Here is an 18,925-nt window from a genome sequence, read left to right as displayed (position 1 = left end):
GCACCACGTAACAGAGGCGGGATCTCATGACCACCAAGGCCCAGAAGAGCGACGACGGCAAAGTACCCGGCCGGTTTCTGCTGAAGCTGTCCGGAGAGGCCTTCTCCGGCGGCGGGGGCCTGGGTGTCGACCCGGACGTGGTGCACGCCATCGCCCGTGAGATCGCGGCCGTCGTCCGGGACGGCGCTCAGATCGCGGTCGTGATCGGCGGCGGCAACTTCTTCCGCGGCGCCGAACTCCAGCAGCGCGGCATGGACCGCGCCCGCTCGGACTACATGGGCATGCTCGGCACCGTGATGAACTGCCTCGCCCTGCAGGACTTCCTGGAGAAGGAAGGCATCGACAGCCGGGTCCAGACCGCCATCACCATGGGCCAGGTCGCCGAGCCGTACATCCCGCTGCGCGCCGTGCGCCATCTGGAGAAGGGCCGCGTGGTCATCTTCGGCGCAGGTATGGGCATGCCGTACTTCTCCACCGACACCACCGCCGCCCAGCGCGCCCTGGAGATCGACGCCGAGGCGCTGCTCATGGGCAAGAACGGGGTGGACGGGGTTTACGACTCCGACCCGAAGGCCAACCCGGACGCCGTGAAGTTCGACTCGCTCGGCTACGGCGAGGTCATCACGCGCGACCTGAAGGTCGCCGACGCCACGGCGATCACGCTCTGCCGCGACAACAGGCTCCCCATCGTCGTCTTCGAGCTTCTGAAGGAGGGCAATATCGCCCGCGCCGTCAAGGGTGAGAAGATCGGCACGCTTGTGGGTGAACAGGCGGGCCGGGACTGACCGGAAAGCCCCCGGACCGCGGGTCCGCAGGGAGCCACCTGTCCGGGGGACGGACGGGACGGACCCGGACCGGGGGATGGACAATGTCCTGCCGGTCGGGAACCGTGCAGGAAGAAGACGCGACGCAGCCGGCCGTCGGCCCCGACGAGGAACCGCAGCCGGGCCTACTCAAGACACGCAGGAGCAAGTGGTGATCGAAGAGACCCTCCTCGAGGCCGAGGAGAAGATGGAGAAGGCCGTCGTGGTCGCCAAGGAGGACTTCGCCGCGATCCGCACCGGCCGTGCGCACCCGGCGATGTTCAACAAGATCGTGGCCGACTACTACGGCGCGCCGACGCCGATCAACCAGCTGGCTTCGTTCTCCGTGCCGGAGCCGCGCATGGCGGTCGTGACCCCGTTCGACAAGAGCGCGCTGCGCAACATCGAGCAGGCGATCCGCGACTCCGACCTGGGCGTCAACCCGAGCAACGACGGCAACATCATCCGTGTGGTGTTCCCCGAGCTCACCGAGGAGCGCCGCCGCGAGTACATCAAGGTCGCCAAGGGCAAGGGCGAGGACGCCAAGGTGTCCATCCGCTCGGTGCGCCGCAAGGCCAAGGACGCCATCGACAAGCTGATCAAGGACGGCGAGGTCGGCGAGGACGAGGGCCGCCGTGCGGAGAAGGAGCTCGACGACACCACCGCGAAGTACGTCGCGCAGGTGGACGAGCTCCTGAAGCACAAGGAAGCGGAGCTTCTCGAGGTCTGATGAACGACTCTTCCTGGGGAGCGCCGCAGCAGGCCGGGTACGGGGGGCCCGCGGGCCGGGCATCCGCCCGGGGGCCCGTCCCGGGGGCCGCCCCGGACGGTCCCGCGTACGATGCGCATGGCGCCCAGCAGACCCGCCCCATGCCCATCGTGCCCGGCGTACCCGCAGACGGCGGGAACCAGGATGACGTCCCGGGGGCCGCTCGCCCGAGCGGCCCCCCGTTCCGCGACGACACGCCGCGGCCACAGACACACCCGTACGGCACGCCGCACGCACAGCCGCTGACGCGGCCCCATCCACAGCCGCAGACGCAGCCGTACGGCAGCATGCCGCAGCCACACCCGCAGCCGTACGAAGCGCCGCAGCCCCGGCCGCGGCCCTACGACACGCCGCAGACGCCGCCCGCTCACCGGACGGCGCCGCAGAATCCGGAGCCCATGCCCGACGCCCCGCAGCAGGCGCCCGCCCCGCAGAAGAAGAGCGCGGGCCGGGACCTCAGCGCTGCCATAGGAGTCGGGGTCGGACTCGGCGTGGTGATCATCGCCTCACTGTTCATCGTCAAGGCCGTGTTCGTCGGCGTGATCGCGGTGGCGGTCGTGGTGGGCCTGTGGGAGCTGACCAAACGGCTGGAGGAGCGCAAGGGCATCAAGGCACCGCTCGTGCCGCTCGCGGTCGGCGGGGCGGCGATGGTGGTGGCCGGGTACGTCCGGGGCGCCGAGGGCGCCTGGGTGGCGGTGGCGCTCACCGCACTCGCGGTCCTGGCCTGGCGCATGACGGAACCGCCGGAGGGTTACCTCAGGGACGTCACGGCGGGGGTCTTCGCCGCGTTCTACGTGCCGTTCCTGGCCACGTTCGTGGCGATGATGCTCACCGCGGACGACGGCCCGTTCCGTGTGCTGACCTTCCTCGTGCTCACGGTCGTCAGCGACACCGGCGCGTACGCCGTCGGCTGGCGTTTCGGCAAGCACAAGCTCGCCCCCCGCATCAGCCCCGGCAAGACCCGTGAGGGCCTGGTCGGCGCCGTCACCTTCGCCATGGTGGCCGGGGCCCTGTGCATGCAGTTCCTGATCGACGGCGGCGCCTGGTGGCAGGGCCTGCTCCTGGGCCTCGCGGTCGCCGCCAGCGCCACCCTGGGCGACCTCGGCGAGTCCATGATCAAGCGGGACCTGGGCATCAAGGACATGGGCACCCTGCTCCCGGGGCACGGCGGCATCATGGACCGCCTGGACTCGCTGCTGCCCACCGCTCCGGTGGTGTGGCTGCTGATGGTGATCTTCGTGGGGGCCGGCTGACGGAAGGGCACGACGCCCGTGCGCCCGTCGAAGGGACCCGCCGCCACCGGCAGCGGGTCCCTTCTTCCATGTCCCTCACATGTCAGGCGGTGCTTCGCGCCTGCATCAGCTCGGCGGCGCGCTCCCCGGCGGGGGCGGGGACGGGGGAGAGGGACCGCTGGACGACCACCATGGCCACGTCGTCGGTGAGCCGTGAACCCACGTGCTGCCGCAGATCGGCGCGGACGGCGGCCAGCAGGGCCTCCGGGGGCAGAGCGGTCCAGTTCCGCAACCGGTCGGCGAGCGGGTAGAAGTCTCCGGCCGGTCCTCGCGCCTCGGTCACACCGTCGGTGTAGAGCACCAGGGTGGCGCCCGGCGGGAAGTCGACGTTGTCCACCACCACGTCCCCGTCGTTCAGATCGTCGAGGCCCAGCGGCGGCACCGGGACCGTCGGCTCCAGCGCGGTGACCCGCCCCTCGTGGAGGAGCAGCGGTGCCGGATGCCCCAGGTTCGCCAGGCGCATGGGGCCGTCGTCGGGCAGTTCGAGCACGACGGCGGTCACGAACGACTCCTCCGCGTACCTGCCGACGCGGCCGGGGTCCGTGTCCGCGGCGGTCGACAGCTCCTGGACGTCCTCACGGAACGCCGCTTCCAGCTCCCGCACCACCTCCTGCAGCGGGCTGCCGTGCCGGACCGACTGCCGGAAACCGTTCAGCACACAGCTGACGATCTCCAGCGCCGCCAGCCCCTTGCCCTGCACGTCGCCGAGCAGGACCCGCGAGCACTGCCCGTTGCGGGCGACCGCGTAGAGGTCCCCGCCGATGGCGGCCTCCTCGTCCGCCGCCAGGTACAGCGAGGCGAGTTCGTAGGGTCCGATCCGGCGTGGCAGCGGATGCAGCAGCACCCGCTGGGTGACCTCGGCGACCCAGCGGGACCGTGCCAGCTGGCGCTCCCGGCGCACCCGCACCGCCCCCGCCGCGACCGCGGCCACGCTGATCAGCACGATGGTGCCGATCTGCACCGGGAAGTTCGCGCTGTCCAGCTGCTGGTTCACGACAGCGGCCAGGATCACGCAGGGCACCGTCACTGCGAACACCGCGAGGACGCCGACCGGACCGCAGAAGACGGCCGCGAACGTGGGAGCCGCCACCATCAGAGGACCCAGGCGGATGGCCGGCGGTGTCAGCAGATCCACCACCAGCAGGATCACCGGGAACAGTGACAGCGCCACCACCCGGCTCACCGGACCCGGCCGGTCGCCGACGCGTGACAGCCAGCCGACCACATCTGGCACTCCGACCACCTCCGGCCCCCGCGTCCCTGTCACCCGCGCGTCATCCCTTCAGGGCCCCCTCAGGGAACGGCCTGTTCCCACCACACGGCAACGGCCTGATTGGCCCCTCATTGGGTCGATTATCCCAACATGCTCCCCTTCGTGGCTCGACAGCCCTGCGGATGCACGCCGACCACGGATGGGCCGGCGACCGCGGATGCACGCCGACCACGGCTGCCCGGCGACCACGGCTGCCCGGCGACCGCGGCCGGAGGCGACCGCGGGCCGGGAATGATCAGACCGCGCGTCTGCGACACTGGTAGCACCATGCCCAAGCCCGGAGAACTCACTTTCGTCGCCCCGCGCGGAGCCAAGAAGCCGCCGCGGCATCTTGCCGATCTCTCGCCTGCCGAGCGCAAGGAGGCGGTCGCCGCGATCGGGGAGAAGCCGTTTCGTGCCAAGCAGCTCTCGCAGCACTACTTCGCGCGGTACGCGCACGACCCGGAGCAGTGGACCGACATCCCCGCCGGATCGCGCGCCAGGCTGCGCGAGGCCCTGCTGCCGGAGCTGATGACGGTCGTCCGGCATCTGTCGACCGACCAGGGCACCACGCGCAAGACGCTGTGGCGGCTGTTCGACGGCACGCTCGTCGAGTCGGTGCTGATGCGCTACCCGGACCGGGTGACCATGTGCATCAGCTCGCAAGCGGGCTGTGGCATGAACTGCCCGTTCTGCGCCACCGGGCAGGCCGGCCTCGACCGGAACCTGTCGACCGCCGAGATCGTGCACCAGATCGTGGACGGGATGCGGGCGCTGCGCGACGGCGAGGTCCCGGGTGGTCCGGCCCGGCTGTCCAACATCGTGTTCATGGGCATGGGCGAACCGCTCGCCAACTACAACCGGGTCGTCGGTGCCGTCCGCGCCCTGACCGACCCCGAGCCGGACGGGCTCGGGCTGTCCCAGCGCGGGATCACCGTCTCGACGGTGGGTCTGGTCCCGGCGATCCACCGGCTCGCCGACGAGGGCCTCAAGTGCCGGCTCGCCATCTCCCTGCACGCGCCGGACGACGAGCTGCGCGACACCCTCGTACCGGTCAACACGCGGTGGAAGGTACGGGAGGTCCTGGACGCCGGGTTCGAGTACACCGTGAAGTCGGGGCGCCGGCTGTCCATCGAGTACGCGCTGATCCGGGACATCAACGACCAGGCCTGGCGCGGCGACCGGCTCGGCCGGCTGCTCAAGGGCAGGCCCGTGCATGTCAACCTGATCCCGCTCAACCCGACGCCCGGCTCCAAGTGGACCGCCTCCCGGCCCGAGGACGAGAAGGCGTTCGTCGAGGCGATCGCCGCCCACGGGGTGCCGGTGACCGTCCGGGACACCCGCGGGCAGGAGATCGACGGTGCGTGCGGACAGCTGGCTGCCACCGAGCGATAGCCGGGCGGTAGTCTGATCCCGTCAGTACATCCACATATTCCGACAGGGGAGCGCCACAGCGCTGAGAGTGCGGCAACCGGGCCGCAGACCCTCTGAACCTCGCCCAGGTCATTCTGGGTAGGAAGTTCGGTCATCACTCGAGCTGTTGCGCCCTGCCCGGGCATCCCGCGCGGATGATCCCGGGCAGGGCCGCGTCTCTTCCTGGTCAACCCCAGGAGGAAAATCCAGTGCACACCAAGACGTTCGTCGCCGCGGCGGTCGGACTTGGCCTGGTCACGCTGTCCGCGTGCGGGTCGTCGGGCGGAGGCGGGAGCGACTCGCCGTCCGCCGGCCCCAGGACGGTGACCCTCGTCAGCCACGACTCGTGGGCCGCCTCCAAGAGCGTCATCTCGGCCTTCGAGAAGAGTTCCGGCTACACCGTCAAGGTCCTCGAGGACGGCGACGCGGGCCAGGCCGTCAACAAGGCCGTCCTCACCAAGGACAACCCGCAGGGCGACGTCTTCTTCGGCGTCGACAACACGCTGCTGTCCCGGGCCCTGGACAACGGGCTGTTCCAGCCGTACGAGGCCAAGGGCCTCGGCCAGGTCGGGTCCGCCTACCAACTCGACAAGGACAAGCACCGGGTCACGCCGGTCGACTACGGCGACATCTGCGTCAACTACGACAAGAAGTACTTCGCCGACCACGGGCTCACCCCGCCGGCCTCCTTCGACGACCTGGTCAAGCCGCAGTACAAGAACCTCCTCGTCACCGAGAACGCCGCCACCTCCTCGCCCGGCCTCGGCTTCCTGCTCGGCACCGCCGCGAAGTACGGCGATGGGGGTACCTCCCGGGGCGGAGCCGCTGGGGGAGGCTGGCAGGGCTACTGGAAGAAGCTCAAGGACAACGGCGTCAAGGTGGTCGACGGCTGGGAGCAGGCCTACAACCAGGAGTTCTCCGGCTCCGCCGGCGGCAGGAAGGCCAAGGGCGACCGGCCCCTCGTCGTCTCGTACGCCTCCTCGCCGCCCGCCGAGGTCATCTACGCCGAGCCGCAGCCGAAGACCGCGCCGACCGGGGTCGCGGGCGGCACCTGCTTCCGCCAGATCGAGTTCGCCGGGCTGCTCCGCAACGCGAAGAACACCAAGGGCGGCAAGGCGTTCATCGACTTCCTGATCTCCAAGCGGTTCCAGGAGGACATGCCGCTCAACATGTTCGTCTACCCGGTGGTCACGGGCGCCGCGGTGCCCGCCGAGTTCACCAAGTACGGCCCGCCGGCCCAGAACTCCGAGACCATGGCGCCCGGCAAGATCGCCGCCAGCCGTGACCAGTGGGTCAAGTCGTGGACCTCACTCGTACTGAAGTAGTACGCCGGCCCCATAGCCGCACGGGGAACGCGGCGAGGCTCGGCCTGATGGCCGTGCCCGTCGCGTTCTTCGCGGTCTTCTTCGCCTACCCCGTGGCCGCGATCGTCCGGCGCGGTCTGAAGGCGGGCGGGACCTGGCAGTTCGGCCGGATCGCGGAGGTCGTCGCCCAGCCCGACATCCGGCACGTGCTGTGGTTCACCACCTGGCAGGCGCTCGCCTCCACCGCGCTCACGCTGCTGATCGCCCTGCCCGCCGCCTACGTCTTCGCCCGCTTCGACTTCCCCGGCCGGCAGGTCCTGCGGGCGGTCGTCACCGTGCCGTTCGTGCTGCCCACGGTCGTGGTCGGTACCGCGTTCCTCGCCCTCGTCGGCCGCGGCGGCCTTCTCGACGAGCTGTGGGGCCTGCGGCTGGACACCACGGTGTGGGCCATCCTCCTCGCCCATGTCTTCTTCAACTACGCGGTCGTCGTACGCACCGTCGGCGGGCTGTGGGCACAGCTCGACCCGCGGCAGGAGGAGGCCGCGCGGATGCTCGGCGCCTCGCCGCTGACTGCCTGGCGCAGGGTCACCCTGCCCGCCCTCGCCCCCGCGGTCGCCGCCGCCGCGCTCATGGTCTTCCTGTTCACCTTCACCTCCTTCGGCGTGGTGCAGATCCTCGGCGGCCCCACCTTCTCCACCCTGGAGGTGGAGATCTACCGGCAGACGTCCGAGATCTTCGACCTGTCCACCGCCGCCGTCCTGACGATCGTCCAGTTCCTGGCGGTGGGCGTGATCCTCGCCGTGCACGCCTGGACCGTACGGCGCCGGGAGGCCGCGCTGAGGCTGGTCGACGCCTCCGCCACCGCCCGCCGTCCGCGCGGCGCGGGGCAGTGGGCGCTGCTGGCCGGTGTTCTCGCGACCGTCGCCGTACTCCTCCTGCTGCCGCTCGCCGTGCTGGTGCAGCGGTCGCTCACCGCGCCCGGCTTCGGCTACTACCGGGCGCTGACCGACGCGGACGGCGGCACCTTCCTGGTGGCGCCGATCCAGGCGATCGGCACCTCCCTGTCCTACGCCGCCGCCGCCACCGCCATCGCCGTGGCGATCGGCGCCCTGGCCGCCGCCGCGCTCACCCGGCGGGACGCGGGCCGGATCGTACGCGGCTTCGACGCGTTGCTGATGCTGCCGCTCGGGGTGTCGGCGGTGACGGTCGGTTTCGGGTTCCTGATCGCGCTGGACGAGCCCCCGCTGGACCTGCGCCAGTCCTGGCTGCTGGTCCCGCTCGCCCAGGCCCTGGTCGGCGTCCCCTTCGTCGTAAGGACCATGCTGCCGGTGCTGAGGGCGGTGGACGTACGGCTGCGGGAGGCGGCGGCCGTGCTCGGGGCGTCGCCGTGGCGGGTGTGGCGGGAGGTCGATCTGCCGATGGTGCGGCGGGCGCTGCTGATCGCCGCCGGGTTCGCCTTCGCGGTGTCGCTGGGGGAGTTCGGGGCGACCGTGTTCATCGCGCGGCCCGACAACCCGACGCTGCCGGTCGCGGTGGCGCGGCTGCTGGGACGTCCCGGCGACCTCAACTACGGCCAGGCGATGGCCCTGTCGACGATTCTGATGGTGGTGTGCGCCGTGGCTCTGCTGATGCTGGAGAGGCTGCGGGGCGCGGACCGGACGGGGGAGTTCTGATGCTGCTGAGCCTGGATGCCGCGACCGTCCGCCTCGGCGGCCGGGCCGTGCTGGACGCCGTCGGCCTGCAGGTCGCCGAGCACGAGATCGTGTGCGTGCTCGGCCCCAGCGGCAGCGGCAAGTCGACCCTGCTGCGGGCGGTGGCCGGGCTGCAGCCGCTGGACCGTGGGCGGGTGCTGCTCGACGGGCGGGACCAGGCCGGGGTGCCGGTGCACCGGCGCGAGGTCGGGCTGATGTTCCAGGACCACCAGCTGTTCCCGCAGCGGGACGTCGCCGGCAACGTCGGCTTCGGGCTGCGGATGCACGGTGCGCCGAGGAGCGAACGGGCCGCGCGGGTGGAGGAGTTGCTGGAACTGGTCGGGCTGCCGGGCGCGGGCTCGCGGGCCGTGGCGGCGCTCTCGGGCGGCGAGCAGCAGCGGGTGGCCCTGGCCCGCGCCCTCGCGCCCCGGCCGCGGCTGCTGATGCTGGACGAGCCGCTCGGCCAGCTCGACCGTTCGCTGCGGGAGCGGCTCGTGGTCGAACTGCGTCAGCTGTTCGGGCGGTTGGGCACCACCGTGCTCGCCGTCACCCACGACCAGGGCGAGGCCTTCGCGCTCGCCGACCGGGTGGTGGTGATGCGGGACGGCCGGATCGCCCAGTCCGGTACACCGCTGGAGGTCTGGCAGCGGCCGGCGGACGCCTTCGTCGCGCGCTTCCTCGGCTTCGACAACGTGGTCGAGGCAAGGGTCGACGGCGAGGCCGCGGTCACGCCCTGGGGCAAGGTGCCGGTGCCCGACGGCGCGCCCCGGGGGACGCACACCCTTCTCGTACGGCCCGCCGGAGTCCGGCTCGTGCCCGCCGCCGAGGGCCTGCGCTGCACGGTCGTCGCCCGCACCTTCAAGGGCACCCATGTCACCGTCCACCTCTGGCCGAAGGAGGCGCCCCGCCTGGAGGCGGCCTGCCCGCTGCGGGCGGCACCTGAGGTGGGGGACGAGGTCGGGGTGGAGTTCGACCCCGCCGAAATCGTGGTGCTGGACTGATCGCGCGGTCGTAACGTGCGGGGCATGACGCAACTCGCACATGATCGCTACTGCGACGAGATCGCCCATCAGGTGGAGCAGCTGAGGGCCGTGGTCACCTCCGGCGCCGACCTCTCGGCCACCGTGCCGACCTGCCCGGACTGGTCGCTGGAGGATCTCGTACGGCATATGGGCGGCGCCCTGCGCTGGGTGGAGGCCCTCGTCAGGACCCGCGCCCAGCAGGAGATCCCCGAGGAGGAGGTCCCGCTCGCCGGGGGCCCGGCGGCGCAGGGCGATCCCGCCGCGCTGGACGCCTGGCTGGCACAGACCGGCCGGCTGGTCGTCGCCGCCCTTCGCGAGGCGGGGCCGGACGCGAAGGTGTGGGCGTGGGCGGAGCCCAAGAGCGCCGGCTTCTGGGCCCGCCGTATGACCCACGAGATCACCATCCACCGCGCCGACGCCACGCTCGCCGCCCAACTGCCCTACGAGGTCGCCCCCGACGTGGCCGCGGACGCCGTCGACGAGTGGCTGCAGATCGTGGAGTGGGCGCAGCGGACCAGGCCGGACAAGGACACCGAGGAACTGCGTGTGCCGGGCCGCAGCATCCATCTGCACGCCACCGACACCGGCCCCGAGCTGAACGCCGAGTGGCTGATCGAACTCACCGAGGAGGGGGTCGCCTGGCGCCGGGGCCACGAGAAGGCGACGGTCGCCCTGCGTGGCCCGCTCGTCCCCGTGCTGCTCGCCTTCTACAGCCGGCTGCCGCTGGACAGCGAGGAGCTGGAGGTGCTCGGCGAGCGGGAGCTGCTGGAGTTCTGGCTGCGGCGGGCCACCTTCGGCTGAACGACCGTGGCCCGCCCCCGGGTTCGGGGACGGGCCACGAACGGCGTACGGAGGCGTCAGCGGCCGCTGTTCGCCCCGCGGCGGCGCAGGCCGAAGAAGACCGCGCCGCCGCCGACGACGACCAGGGCCGCCGCGATGCCGGCGATCAGACCGGTGTTGGAGCCGGCACCGGTCTCGGCGAGGTTGGAGTCACCGGCCGCGGGCGACGGGGCGTTGCTCGCGGTGCCGGCCGGGGCCGTGCTGCTCTGCGATGCCGACGGCGTGGGGGTGCCGGCCTGCGACGGCGTCTTCGACGGAGCCGGAGTGGCCGGCTTCGACGGGCCGGCCGGCGTGGTCGGGGTCTCCGTCTTGCAGGCCGTGGACGGAGTCGTCAGGTTCGGTTTGATGTCCGCGTCGACCAGCTTGCCGCCGGCCTTGACGTGGATGCGGTAGATGGCGTTCGGCTGCCAGTCCTCGGCGAAGGTCACCGTGGTGCCTGTGGCTGAGCCTTTGACCTTCTGCGGTTTGCCGACCGGCCTGGCGTCGGCGTTGTTGTTCTCAAGGAACACGGAAATGGTCGCCGGAGTACGGGAGGCGTCCTTGTCGGTGACGACGATGACGCCCTTGCCGCCGTCGCACTTCGCTTCGGCGGAGAACTCACTGATGTCGCAGGCGAGCGCGCTGCCGGCGGCGCTGAGCGCGAGCGCGGCCGAGGCGGAGGCGACACCGAGGATGCGCACGGTGCGTGCGGTACGGCGAGATATGGACAAGATGGCCACTTTGCCCTTCACGGGATGCGCAATTGCGGGGGGCTGAGGGGACGTTGGGGCGCCCCGCGAGGTGCGGCCCCAGCAACCCCAGGAGACACACAGGTCTATAAGCGCTCCGTGAGGGGTGTCAATGCATATGCCCCGCACGGGCGTTGGCTTTGCTTCTTTATTAATCGCCCAGACGTTTCAGCGCCTCCGGCGCCTCCTCGATCCGGTCAACCAGGGCGATTCGGTCCTCCATCGAACGCTCCCGTGCCAGTGACCGCAGCAACGGCCACGCCGGCAGCCGTTCCGTCCAGTGCGCGCGGTCCACCAGGACCATCGGCGTGGGCTCGCCGCGGGACTCGTAGTAGTTCGGGGTCGCGTTGTCGAAGATCTCCTGAACGGTTCCGGCGGCGCCCGGCAGGAAGACCACCCCCGCGTTCGAGCGGGCCAGCAGACCGTCCTCGCGGGTGGCGTTGGCGAAGTACTTGGCGATGTGCGTGGCGAACACGTTCGGGGGTTCGTGTCCGTAGAACCAGGTCGGTATGCCCACCGAGTGCGTGCCGCCCGGCCAGCGGTCGCGCACATCGAAGGCGGCGCGTGCCCAGTCGGTGACCGAGGGCCTGAACGACGGCGCCTTGGCCAGCAGCCGCAGGGCCTCCGGCAGCATCCCGTCGTCGAACGCGGCGGCGTACGCGCCGAGGTTCGCCGCCTCCATCGCGCCCGGGCCGCCGCCCGTGGCCACCGTGAAACCGGAGCGGGCGAGCTCGCGCCCGAGGCGCGCGGCACCGGCGTACTCCTGCGTGCCCCGCTCCATCGCGTGCCCGCCCATGACGCCCACCACCCGGGCACCGTCGAGGAGTTCGTCCAGCGCGTCGGAGACGGCGTCGTCGTGGATCGCGCGCAGCATGGAGGCGTAGACGTCGCCGTCCGCCTTCGTCCGCTGGAACCAGGCATAGGCGCGGGCGTCCGGCGTCGCCTCGTAGCCGATGTCCTTCCGGGTGCCCTCGCCCTCGCCGGCACCCCCGCCGAGCCCGTCGAACAGCTCGTCGGGTCCGTACACCAGCCCGCGGTACGGGTCGAAGGGCAGCTCCGGCACCGGCGGGAAGACCAGGGCACCGGCGGCGCGCACACGGGCGACGGCCTCGGGGTCCATGGGGCAGCCGAGGAAGACGGCTCCGGTGGTGTCCAGGGCGACGAGGACGCCGGTACGGTCCGTCAGGTCGACGGCCTGGACGCGGAAGTGGGCGAGTGTGCCGTGTGCCGAGACGGCCTCGTCGAACTCTTCGAGGGACTCGATCTCGCGGTCGTGTGAGCCGTCTAGCGGCTGGGCGGGTGTCGGATGCACCCGCCCATGCTAGGCAGTGCGTTCACCCGGACGGGCTCAACCCTGCACGGCTGCCGGGTCCATCCACACCACCTCCCAGGTGTGGCCGTCGAGGTCGTCGAAGGCGCGGCCGTACATGAAGCCCTGGTCCTGGGTCTCGCCGGTCGCCGTGCCACCGGCCGCGATCGCCCTGTCGACCAGTTCGTCGACCTTCTCGCGGCTCTCCGCGCTCAGACAGATCAGCGTCTCGCTGGTCCTGGTCGAGTCCGCGATCTCCTTCTTGGTGAAGTCGGCGTAGCGCTGCTTGCTCAGCAGCATCGCGATGATCGTGTCGCTGATGACGACGCAGGCGCACTCGTCGTTGGAGAACTGCGGGTTGATCGTGTAGCCGAGCTCGGTGAAGAACTCCTTCGACGCGGCCACGTCGTGGGTCGCCAGGTTCACGAAGATCATCTGCTGGTACATGGTGGGGTCTCTCCCGTCGCTGCGCATGCCGTTGGTGGCGTTGGTGGCGTTCGCCGGGGTAGACCCGGGATCCGTGCGGAACTCATCGGCGGCCCGGGACCTTTCTCGGTGCCTTCTCGCCGGGGCGGCTCCGCAAGGAGCCGGTTCTCAGCGCGCCAGGGGCAGCGCGGCGAGCTCGGCGATCATCAGGGTGAGTGGCACGAACACGGCCAGCAGGGCGCCGACGCGCAGGGCGGCGGCGGTGCGCAGCATCGTGGCGGGCGCGCCGAGCCGCAGCAGGGCGGCGGCGGTCTCGGCGCGGGCCTGGCGCGCCTCGACCGCGGCGGTCAGCAGGGTGGCCACGGTGCAGCCGGCGACGAGGAGCGTCCCGAGGACGGTCAGCGGGCCGAAGGCCGGTGCGCCGCCGTTGTCGTAGAGCGCGACCAAGGCGTACGTCCCCGACGCCACCGCGCAGACGACGCCGAGCGGGCGGCCGATGCGGCCCGCCTCCTCCATCAGGACGCGGCCGGCCAGCAGGCGCAGGGCGCCCGGACGGACCGACTGCAGCAGCCGCCCGCACAGGTGCGTCAGGCCCGGACCGGCCAGGGCCAGACCGAGGGCGGTCAGCAGCCAGCCGATCAGGACCGGCGCGGAGTCGGCCGCGAGGCCGCCGGGGAGGGCGGCGGCGGGGCCGGTGGAGGTGGCGGAGGCGGCGGAGGTGGTGACGCGGCCGGCGTACGCCTCGACGCTGAGGCCGACGGCCAGCACGGCGATGCCCCAGGGGAGGCTGGCGGGGGGCCGGCGCGGCGGGAGGGGACGGAGCGGGTCGGGCGCGACGGGGTCGTGCTCGCGCTCGGGGTCGTGCTCGCGCTCGGGGTCGTCGGCCTGGTCGTGGTCCGGGAGTGTGCCGGTCCGGCCGGCCGGTGCGCCCGCCAGGCCCCTCAGCCGTGCCCCGAACCTGCCGTAGGCCCCGGACGTCTCCCGGGCCGGGTGCCTGGGGTCACGGGGGCGCAGGGCGAGCGCGGCCGACACCGAAGCGGCCACCGGTACGACGGCCAGCAGGGTCAGCGTCCCGGGCACCGGGAGCTGTTCGCGCGCGGCCAGGAACTCCGCCGCGGCGCCGTCGAGGGGCGGGCCTGCCGGGCCACCGCGCAGCCGGAGGAAGAGCAGCGCCGCGAGCAGCGAGCCGGATGCGCAGGACAGGGCCGTCGTCGCCGCCGAGACGGCCATCAGACGGCCGGGGCCGAGGCCGAGCGCCGAGAGGCCCGGGCGGGGCCGGGTGCCCGGGTCGGCGCGGGCCACCGCGACCGCGAGGTACACCGTGGCGACCAGGGGCACCGCGCACCAGGACAGCCGCAGCAGCGCGGCGGCCGAGTCGCTCGGGTGGCCGAGGGCGTAGCCGAGGCTGCACAGCAGCAGGAAGCCCGTGCCCGCCGACGCCGCCGCGACCGTGACGCGGCGCAGCTGGACGGCCGGGTGGGCGACACGGGTCAGACGGAGAGCGAGCACGCGGCCCGGCCTTCCGCCGTGTCTCCGGCCGGGGGCAGGTGCACGGTCTTCACACACCGGCCGTCGAGCAGTGCCACCGTGCGGTCGGCGAGGGCCGCGGTCTCCGCATCGTGCGTGGCGAGCACGACCGTGATCCCGTGCGAACGGGCCGCCGTGGTGAGGGTGCGCAGCACGTGGGCGCGGTCGGCGCGGTGCAGCGGTGCCGTCGGCTCGTCGGCGAACAGCACGGTGGGCGCGGGGGCGAGGGCGCGGGCGATGCAGACGCGCTGCCGCTCGGCCTGGCGCAGTTCGTGCGGGCGCTTGCGGGCCAGCTCTCCGACGTCGAGGCGCTCCAGCCACTCCAGGGCGGCCACCTTGGCCCGGCGCCTGCTGGTGCCACGCAGCATCAGGGGCAGAGCGGTGTTCTCCCAGACGTTGAGCTCCGGAACCAGCACCGGGGCGGGGTCCACCCAGCCGAACCGGTCACGGCGCAGCCGCTCACGGGCGAGCGGGCCGAGGGTGTGCACGGGAGCGCTGTTGAACCAGACCTCGCCGCGCTGCACGCGCACCATTGCGGACAGGCACCGCAGCAGGGTCGTCTTGCCGCTGCCGCTCGGGCCGCCGACGGCGAGGATCTCGCCCTGCCGGACGCCGATCGAGACGCCGCCGAGCGCGGGCGAGCCGTCGTTGTGGGTGTAGTGCAGTGCGCGTGCCCAGAGCACGTCGTTGTCCGGTGGGGCCACCATGGCGTACACCTCGGTTCGGATCGGAAATGCCGCGCGGATCGCCGTGCGGGTCCGCTGATTCCCCCGTCCGGGGGAACGAGGGCGGAGCCGATCGGTCACTGGGCACGCTAGGCAGCCGACGCCGGGGGGCCGGACAGCACACGGCCCCGGGCCGCCGTTTCTCACTCGAACGGACGGCCCGGGGCCGGTGATGATCATCTGATCGGAGGTGCCGGCCGTAACCGCCTTGGGCGGTCACCGCGCCGGGGTCACAGCTTGGTCCACGCCTCCGACAGCGTCGCGCGCAGGATCTGCTCGATCTCGTCGAAGGTCTCCTGGTTGGAGATCAGCGGCGGGGCGAGCTGGACGACCGGGTCGCCGCGGTCGTCGGCACGGCAGTACAGACCGTTGTCGTACAGCGCCTTGGACAGGAAGCCGTACAGGACGCGCTCGGTCTCCTCGTCGTTGAAGGACTCCTTGGTGTGCTTGTCCTTCACCAGCTCGATGCCGTAGAAGAAGCCGTTGCCGCGGACGTCGCCGACGATCGGCAGGTCGTGCAGCTTCTGCAGGGTGGACAGGAACGCGCCCTCGTTGTCCAGCACGTGCTGGTTCAGGCCCTCGCGCTCGAACAGGTCGAGGTTGGCCAGGCCCACGGCCGCGGAGACCGGGTGACCGCCGAAGGTGTAGCCGTGCAGGAAGGTGTTGTCGCCCTTGTAGAAGGGCTCGGCGAGGCGGTCGGAGATGATGCACGCGCCGATCGGGGAGTAGCCCGAGGTCATGCCCTTGGCGCAGGTGATCATGTCCGGGACGTAGCCGAACTTGTCGCAGGCGAACATGGTGCCCAGGCGGCCGAAGGCGCAGATGACCTCGTCCGAGACGAGCAGCACGTCGTACTGGTCGCAGATCTCGCGCACCCGCTGGAAGTAGCCGGGCGGCGGCGGGAAGCAGCCGCCGGCGTTCTGCACCGGCTCCAGGAAGACGGCCGCGACCGTGTCCGGGCCCTCGAAGAGGATCTGCTGCTCGATCTGGTCGGCGGCCCAGCGGCCGAAGGCCTGGGGGTCGTCGCCGAAGATCGGGGCGCGGTAGATGTTGGTGTTGGGGACCTTGTGCGCACCCGGGACGAGCGGCTCGAAGGGGGCCTTCAGGCCCGGCAGACCCGTGATGGACAGGGCGCCCTGCGGAGTGCCGTGGTAGGCGACCGCGCGGGATATGACCTTGTACTTGGTGGGCTTGCCCACCAGCTTGAAGTACTGCTTGGCGAGCTTCCAGGCGGTCTCCACCGCCTCACCGCCGCCAGTGGTGAAGAAGACCTTGTTCAGGTCGCCCGGCGCGTGGTCCGCGAGGCGCTCAGCCAGTTCCACGGCCTTGGGGTGGGCATAGGACCACACCGGGAAGAACGCCAGCTCCTGCGCCTGCTTGAAGGCGGTCTCGGCCAGCTCCGTGCGGCCGTGGCCCGCCTGGACCACGAACAGACCAGCCAGACCGTCGAGGTAGCGCTTGCCCTTGTCGTCGTAGATGTAGGTGCCCTCGCCGCGCACGATCGTCGGCACGGGGGCGTTCTCGTACGAGGACATGCGGGTGAAGTGCATCCACAGGTGGTCGTACGCGGTTCGGCTGAGGTCCTTGCTCACGGTTATCGGGTTCCCCACATATAGGTCTGCTTCTTGAGCTTGAGGTAGACGAAGCTCTCGGTGGAGCGCACGCCGGGCAGCGTCCGGATGCGTTTGTTGATGACGTCCAGCAGGTGGTCGTCGTCCTCGCAGACGATCTCGGCGAGGATGTCGAACGAGCCCGCGGTCATCACCACGTACTCGACTTCCGACATGTCGGTCAGCGCGTCCGCGACGGACTCCACGTCGCCCTCGGCGTTGATTCCGACCATCGCCTGCCTGCGGAAGCCCACGGTGAGCGGGTCCGTGACGGCGACGATCTGCATCACGCCCTGGTCGAGCAGCTTCTGGACGCGCTGGCGCACCGCCGCCTCGGACAGGCCGACGGCCTTGCCGATCGCGGCGTACGGCCGGCGGCCGTCCTCCTGCAGCTGTTCGATGATGGCGAGGGAGACGGCGTCCAGGTGGGGGTTGCCGTTCCTGGACTCGCGGGAGTCCCTTGGGTCTGCGCTTCGACTGGCCACGCCCACACTGTGCACGACGTCTCGATAGTTCCGCAAGGCCGTAGCGATGAAATTCGTCGTTTACAGGACCGAGACCTGCGGATTTCGCAGATGTCATGGCGATGGGGGTGTTGAAAACGTGGGGCTGCCGACTAGGGTGGGTGTCTCAGTGATCGGACAGCTTGAACAGACCAGGAGGGCCGGCAGTGAGCACCGAGCTGCGTCGTCTGCGCAACTACATCGACGGTGAGTTCCGGGACGCCGCCGACGGACGGACCACCGAGGTGGTCAACCCCGCGACGGGCGAGGCGTACGCGACCGCGCCGCTGTCCGGCGAGGCGGACGTCGACGCCGCCATGGCGGCCGCCGCCGCGGCCTTCCCGGCCTGGCGCGACACCACCCCGGCCGAGCGGCAGAAGGCCCTGCTGAAGATCGCGGACGCGTTCGAGGAGCGGGCCGAGGAACTGATCGCGGCCGAGGTGGAGAACACGGGCAAGCCGATCGGGCTGACCCGCTCCGAGGAGATCCCGCCGATGGTCGACCAGATCCGCTTCTTCGCGGGTGCGGCGCGGATGCTCGAGGGCCGCAGCGCCGGCGAGTACATGGAGGGGATGACCTCGATCGTCCGCCGTGAGCCGATCGGCGTCTGCGCCCAGGTCGCGCCGTGGAACTACCCGATGATGATGGCGGTGTGGAAGTTCGCCCCGGCGCTCGCGGCCGGCAACACGGTCGTCCTCAAGCCGTCGGACACCACCCCCGCCTCCACGGTCCTGATCGCCGACATCGTCGGCTCGATCCTGCCCAAGGGCGTCTTCAACGTCATCTGCGGAGACCGCGACACCGGCCGGCTGATGGTCGAGCACCCGACCCCGGCGATGGCCTCCATCACCGGCTCCGTACGCGCCGGCATGTCGGTCGCCGAGTCCGCGTCCAAGGACCTCAAGCGCGTCCACCTGGAACTCGGCGGCAAGGCCCCGGTCGTGGTCTTCGGGGACACCGACATCGACAAGGCCGTCGAGGACATCTCGGTGGCCGGCTTCTTCAACGCGGGCCAGGACTGCACGGCCGCCACCCGTGTCCTGGTCCACGAGTCGATCCACGACGAGTTCGTCTCCGCGCTGGCCAAGGCCGCCGCCGAGACCAAGACCGGGCAGCCGGACGACGAGGACGTCCTCTTCGGCCCGCTGAACAACCCCAACCAGCTCAAGCAGGTGGCCGGCTTCATCGAGCGGCTGCCCGCCCACGCCAAGGTCGAGGCCGGCGGCCACCAGGTCGGCGACAAGGGCTACTTCTACGCCCCGACCGTCGTCTCGGGCCTCAGGCAGGACGACGAGATCATCCAGAAGGAGGTCTTCGGCCCGGTCATCACCGTGCAGTCCTTCTCCGACGAGGACCAGGCGGTCCAGTGGGCCAACGGCGTCGAGTACGCCCTCGCCTCCTCCGTGTGGACCAAGGACCACGCCCGCGCCATGCGGATGTCCAAGAAGCTCGACTTCGGCTGCGTGTGGATCAACACCCACATCCCGCTGGTCGCCGAGATGCCGCACGGCGGCTTCAAGAAGTCCGGCTACGGCAAGGACCTGTCGGCGTACGGCTTCGAGGACTACACGCGCATCAAGCACGTCATGACGTCGCTGGACGCGTGATCCGACCCTGCGCGCGCACTGAGGCTCGCGGCCCCGGACGGAGGACGGACCGTCCGGGGCCGCGGTGTTCTCCCGGCCGGGTTCGCCGGGCGGCTGAGCAAGAT

17 protein-coding genes and 1 riboswitch are annotated in these 18,925 nt (G+C 71.3%); of the genes, 9 read left to right on the top strand and 8 right to left on the bottom strand.

Annotation, left to right across the window (positions count from 1 at the left end; all coding sequences use genetic code 11):
- Positions 1-26: 26 nt before the first annotated feature.
- The 3 genes from pyrH (at position 27) to ACH4UM_RS24475 (ending at position 2,825) form a co-directional block, all read left to right on the top strand.
- Positions 27-785 (top strand): UMP kinase, encoded by a 759-nt coding sequence (pyrH, locus tag ACH4UM_RS24485; RefSeq protein ID WP_398183074.1) that lies wholly within the window; start codon positions 27-29, stop codon positions 783-785.
- A gap of 190 nt (positions 786-975) precedes the next feature.
- Positions 976-1,533, top strand: coding sequence for a ribosome recycling factor (gene frr / locus ACH4UM_RS24480; RefSeq protein ID WP_014675285.1), 558 nt, complete (start codon positions 976-978; stop codon positions 1,531-1,533).
- On the top strand, positions 1,533-2,825 hold the full coding sequence (locus tag ACH4UM_RS24475; RefSeq protein ID WP_398183071.1) for a phosphatidate cytidylyltransferase: 1,293 nt from the start codon (positions 1,533-1,535) through the stop codon (positions 2,823-2,825). Before frr ends, ACH4UM_RS24475 begins: the two co-directional genes overlap by 1 nt.
- 82 nt (positions 2,826-2,907) lie before the next feature.
- On the opposite strand, the gene ACH4UM_RS24470 is transcribed toward ACH4UM_RS24475, so the two are convergent.
- Positions 2,908-4,098, bottom strand: a complete 1,191-nt coding sequence (locus tag ACH4UM_RS24470) for a PP2C family protein-serine/threonine phosphatase (RefSeq protein ID WP_398183068.1) — start codon at positions 4,096-4,098, stop codon at positions 2,908-2,910.
- Positions 4,099-4,404: 306 nt separating this feature from the next.
- Here ACH4UM_RS24470 and rlmN point away from each other — a divergent pair, with 306 nt between their 5' ends.
- The 5 genes from rlmN to ACH4UM_RS24445 all read left to right on the top strand — a co-directional run bounded on the left by rlmN (position 4,405) and on the right by ACH4UM_RS24445 (position 10,347).
- The gene (rlmN, locus tag ACH4UM_RS24465) at positions 4,405-5,511 is read left to right on the top strand and encodes a 23S rRNA (adenine(2503)-C(2))-methyltransferase RlmN (protein ID WP_398183065.1); all 1,107 of its coding nucleotides are present in this window, start codon (positions 4,405-4,407) and stop codon (positions 5,509-5,511) included.
- A gap of 34 nt (positions 5,512-5,545) precedes the next feature.
- Positions 5,546-5,653, top strand: a riboswitch (TPP riboswitch).
- Positions 5,654-5,738: 85 nt separating this feature from the next.
- Positions 5,739-6,854 (top strand): thiamine ABC transporter substrate binding subunit, encoded by a 1,116-nt coding sequence (locus ACH4UM_RS24460; RefSeq protein ID WP_398183063.1) that lies wholly within the window; start codon positions 5,739-5,741, stop codon positions 6,852-6,854.
- A gap of 47 nt (positions 6,855-6,901) precedes the next feature.
- The gene (locus ACH4UM_RS24455; RefSeq protein WP_398183060.1) at positions 6,902-8,506 is read left to right on the top strand and encodes an ABC transporter permease; all 1,605 of its coding nucleotides are present in this window, start codon (positions 6,902-6,904) and stop codon (positions 8,504-8,506) included.
- Positions 8,506-9,525 carry an ABC transporter ATP-binding protein gene (locus ACH4UM_RS24450; RefSeq protein ID WP_398183057.1) on the top strand — a complete coding sequence of 340 codons (1,020 nt, stop codon included), beginning with the start codon at positions 8,506-8,508 and terminating at the stop codon, positions 9,523-9,525. The genes ACH4UM_RS24455 and ACH4UM_RS24450 overlap by 1 nt, the downstream gene beginning before the upstream one ends.
- 24 nt (positions 9,526-9,549) lie before the next feature.
- Positions 9,550-10,347 (top strand): maleylpyruvate isomerase family mycothiol-dependent enzyme, encoded by a 798-nt coding sequence (locus ACH4UM_RS24445; RefSeq protein ID WP_398183055.1) that lies wholly within the window; start codon positions 9,550-9,552, stop codon positions 10,345-10,347.
- A gap of 56 nt (positions 10,348-10,403) precedes the next feature.
- Here the strand turns inward: ACH4UM_RS24445 and ACH4UM_RS24440 are convergent, their stop codons facing one another.
- The 7 genes from ACH4UM_RS24440 to ACH4UM_RS24410 form a co-directional block, all read right to left on the bottom strand.
- Positions 10,404-11,096: an LAETG motif-containing sortase-dependent surface protein gene (locus ACH4UM_RS24440; protein ID WP_398183052.1), complete on the bottom strand. Its 693-nt coding sequence runs from the start codon at positions 11,094-11,096 to the stop codon at positions 10,404-10,406.
- A gap of 169 nt (positions 11,097-11,265) precedes the next feature.
- Entirely contained in the window at positions 11,266-12,426 is a 1,161-nt protein-coding gene (locus ACH4UM_RS24435) for an LOG family protein (protein ID WP_398183049.1), read from the bottom strand.
- Positions 12,427-12,462: 36 nt separating this feature from the next.
- Entirely contained in the window at positions 12,463-12,870 is a 408-nt protein-coding gene (locus tag ACH4UM_RS24430; RefSeq protein ID WP_398183046.1) for a VOC family protein, read from the bottom strand.
- A gap of 147 nt (positions 12,871-13,017) precedes the next feature.
- A complete protein-coding gene (locus tag ACH4UM_RS24425) occupies positions 13,018-14,358 on the bottom strand; it encodes a hypothetical protein (RefSeq protein WP_398183043.1) in 1,341 nt (446 codons plus the stop codon).
- On the bottom strand, positions 14,340-15,083 hold the full coding sequence (locus ACH4UM_RS24420) for an ABC transporter ATP-binding protein (protein WP_398183040.1): 744 nt from the start codon (positions 15,081-15,083) through the stop codon (positions 14,340-14,342). Before ACH4UM_RS24420 ends, ACH4UM_RS24425 begins: the two co-directional genes overlap by 19 nt.
- Before the next feature lie 248 nt (positions 15,084-15,331).
- Positions 15,332-16,711, bottom strand: a complete 1,380-nt coding sequence (locus tag ACH4UM_RS24415) for an aspartate aminotransferase family protein (RefSeq protein WP_398183037.1) — start codon at positions 16,709-16,711, stop codon at positions 15,332-15,334.
- The gene (locus tag ACH4UM_RS24410) at positions 16,696-17,211 is read right to left on the bottom strand and encodes an Lrp/AsnC family transcriptional regulator (RefSeq protein ID WP_398183034.1); all 516 of its coding nucleotides are present in this window, start codon (positions 17,209-17,211) and stop codon (positions 16,696-16,698) included. The genes ACH4UM_RS24415 and ACH4UM_RS24410 overlap by 16 nt, the downstream gene beginning before the upstream one ends.
- A 170-nt stretch (positions 17,212-17,381) precedes the next feature.
- On the opposite strand from ACH4UM_RS24410, the gene ACH4UM_RS24405 reads away from it, so the two are divergent.
- Positions 17,382-18,821: a gamma-aminobutyraldehyde dehydrogenase gene (locus ACH4UM_RS24405; RefSeq protein ID WP_398183031.1), complete on the top strand. Its 1,440-nt coding sequence runs from the start codon at positions 17,382-17,384 to the stop codon at positions 18,819-18,821.
- Positions 18,822-18,925: the final 104 nt, after the last annotated feature.

Source organism: Streptomyces sp. NPDC020801 (assembly GCF_044334385.1).
GTDB lineage: Bacteria > Actinomycetota > Actinomycetes > Streptomycetales > Streptomycetaceae > Streptomyces.
The sequence above is the reverse complement of the archived record's forward strand: the minus strand, read 5'-3'. Positions and strand labels throughout refer to the sequence as shown.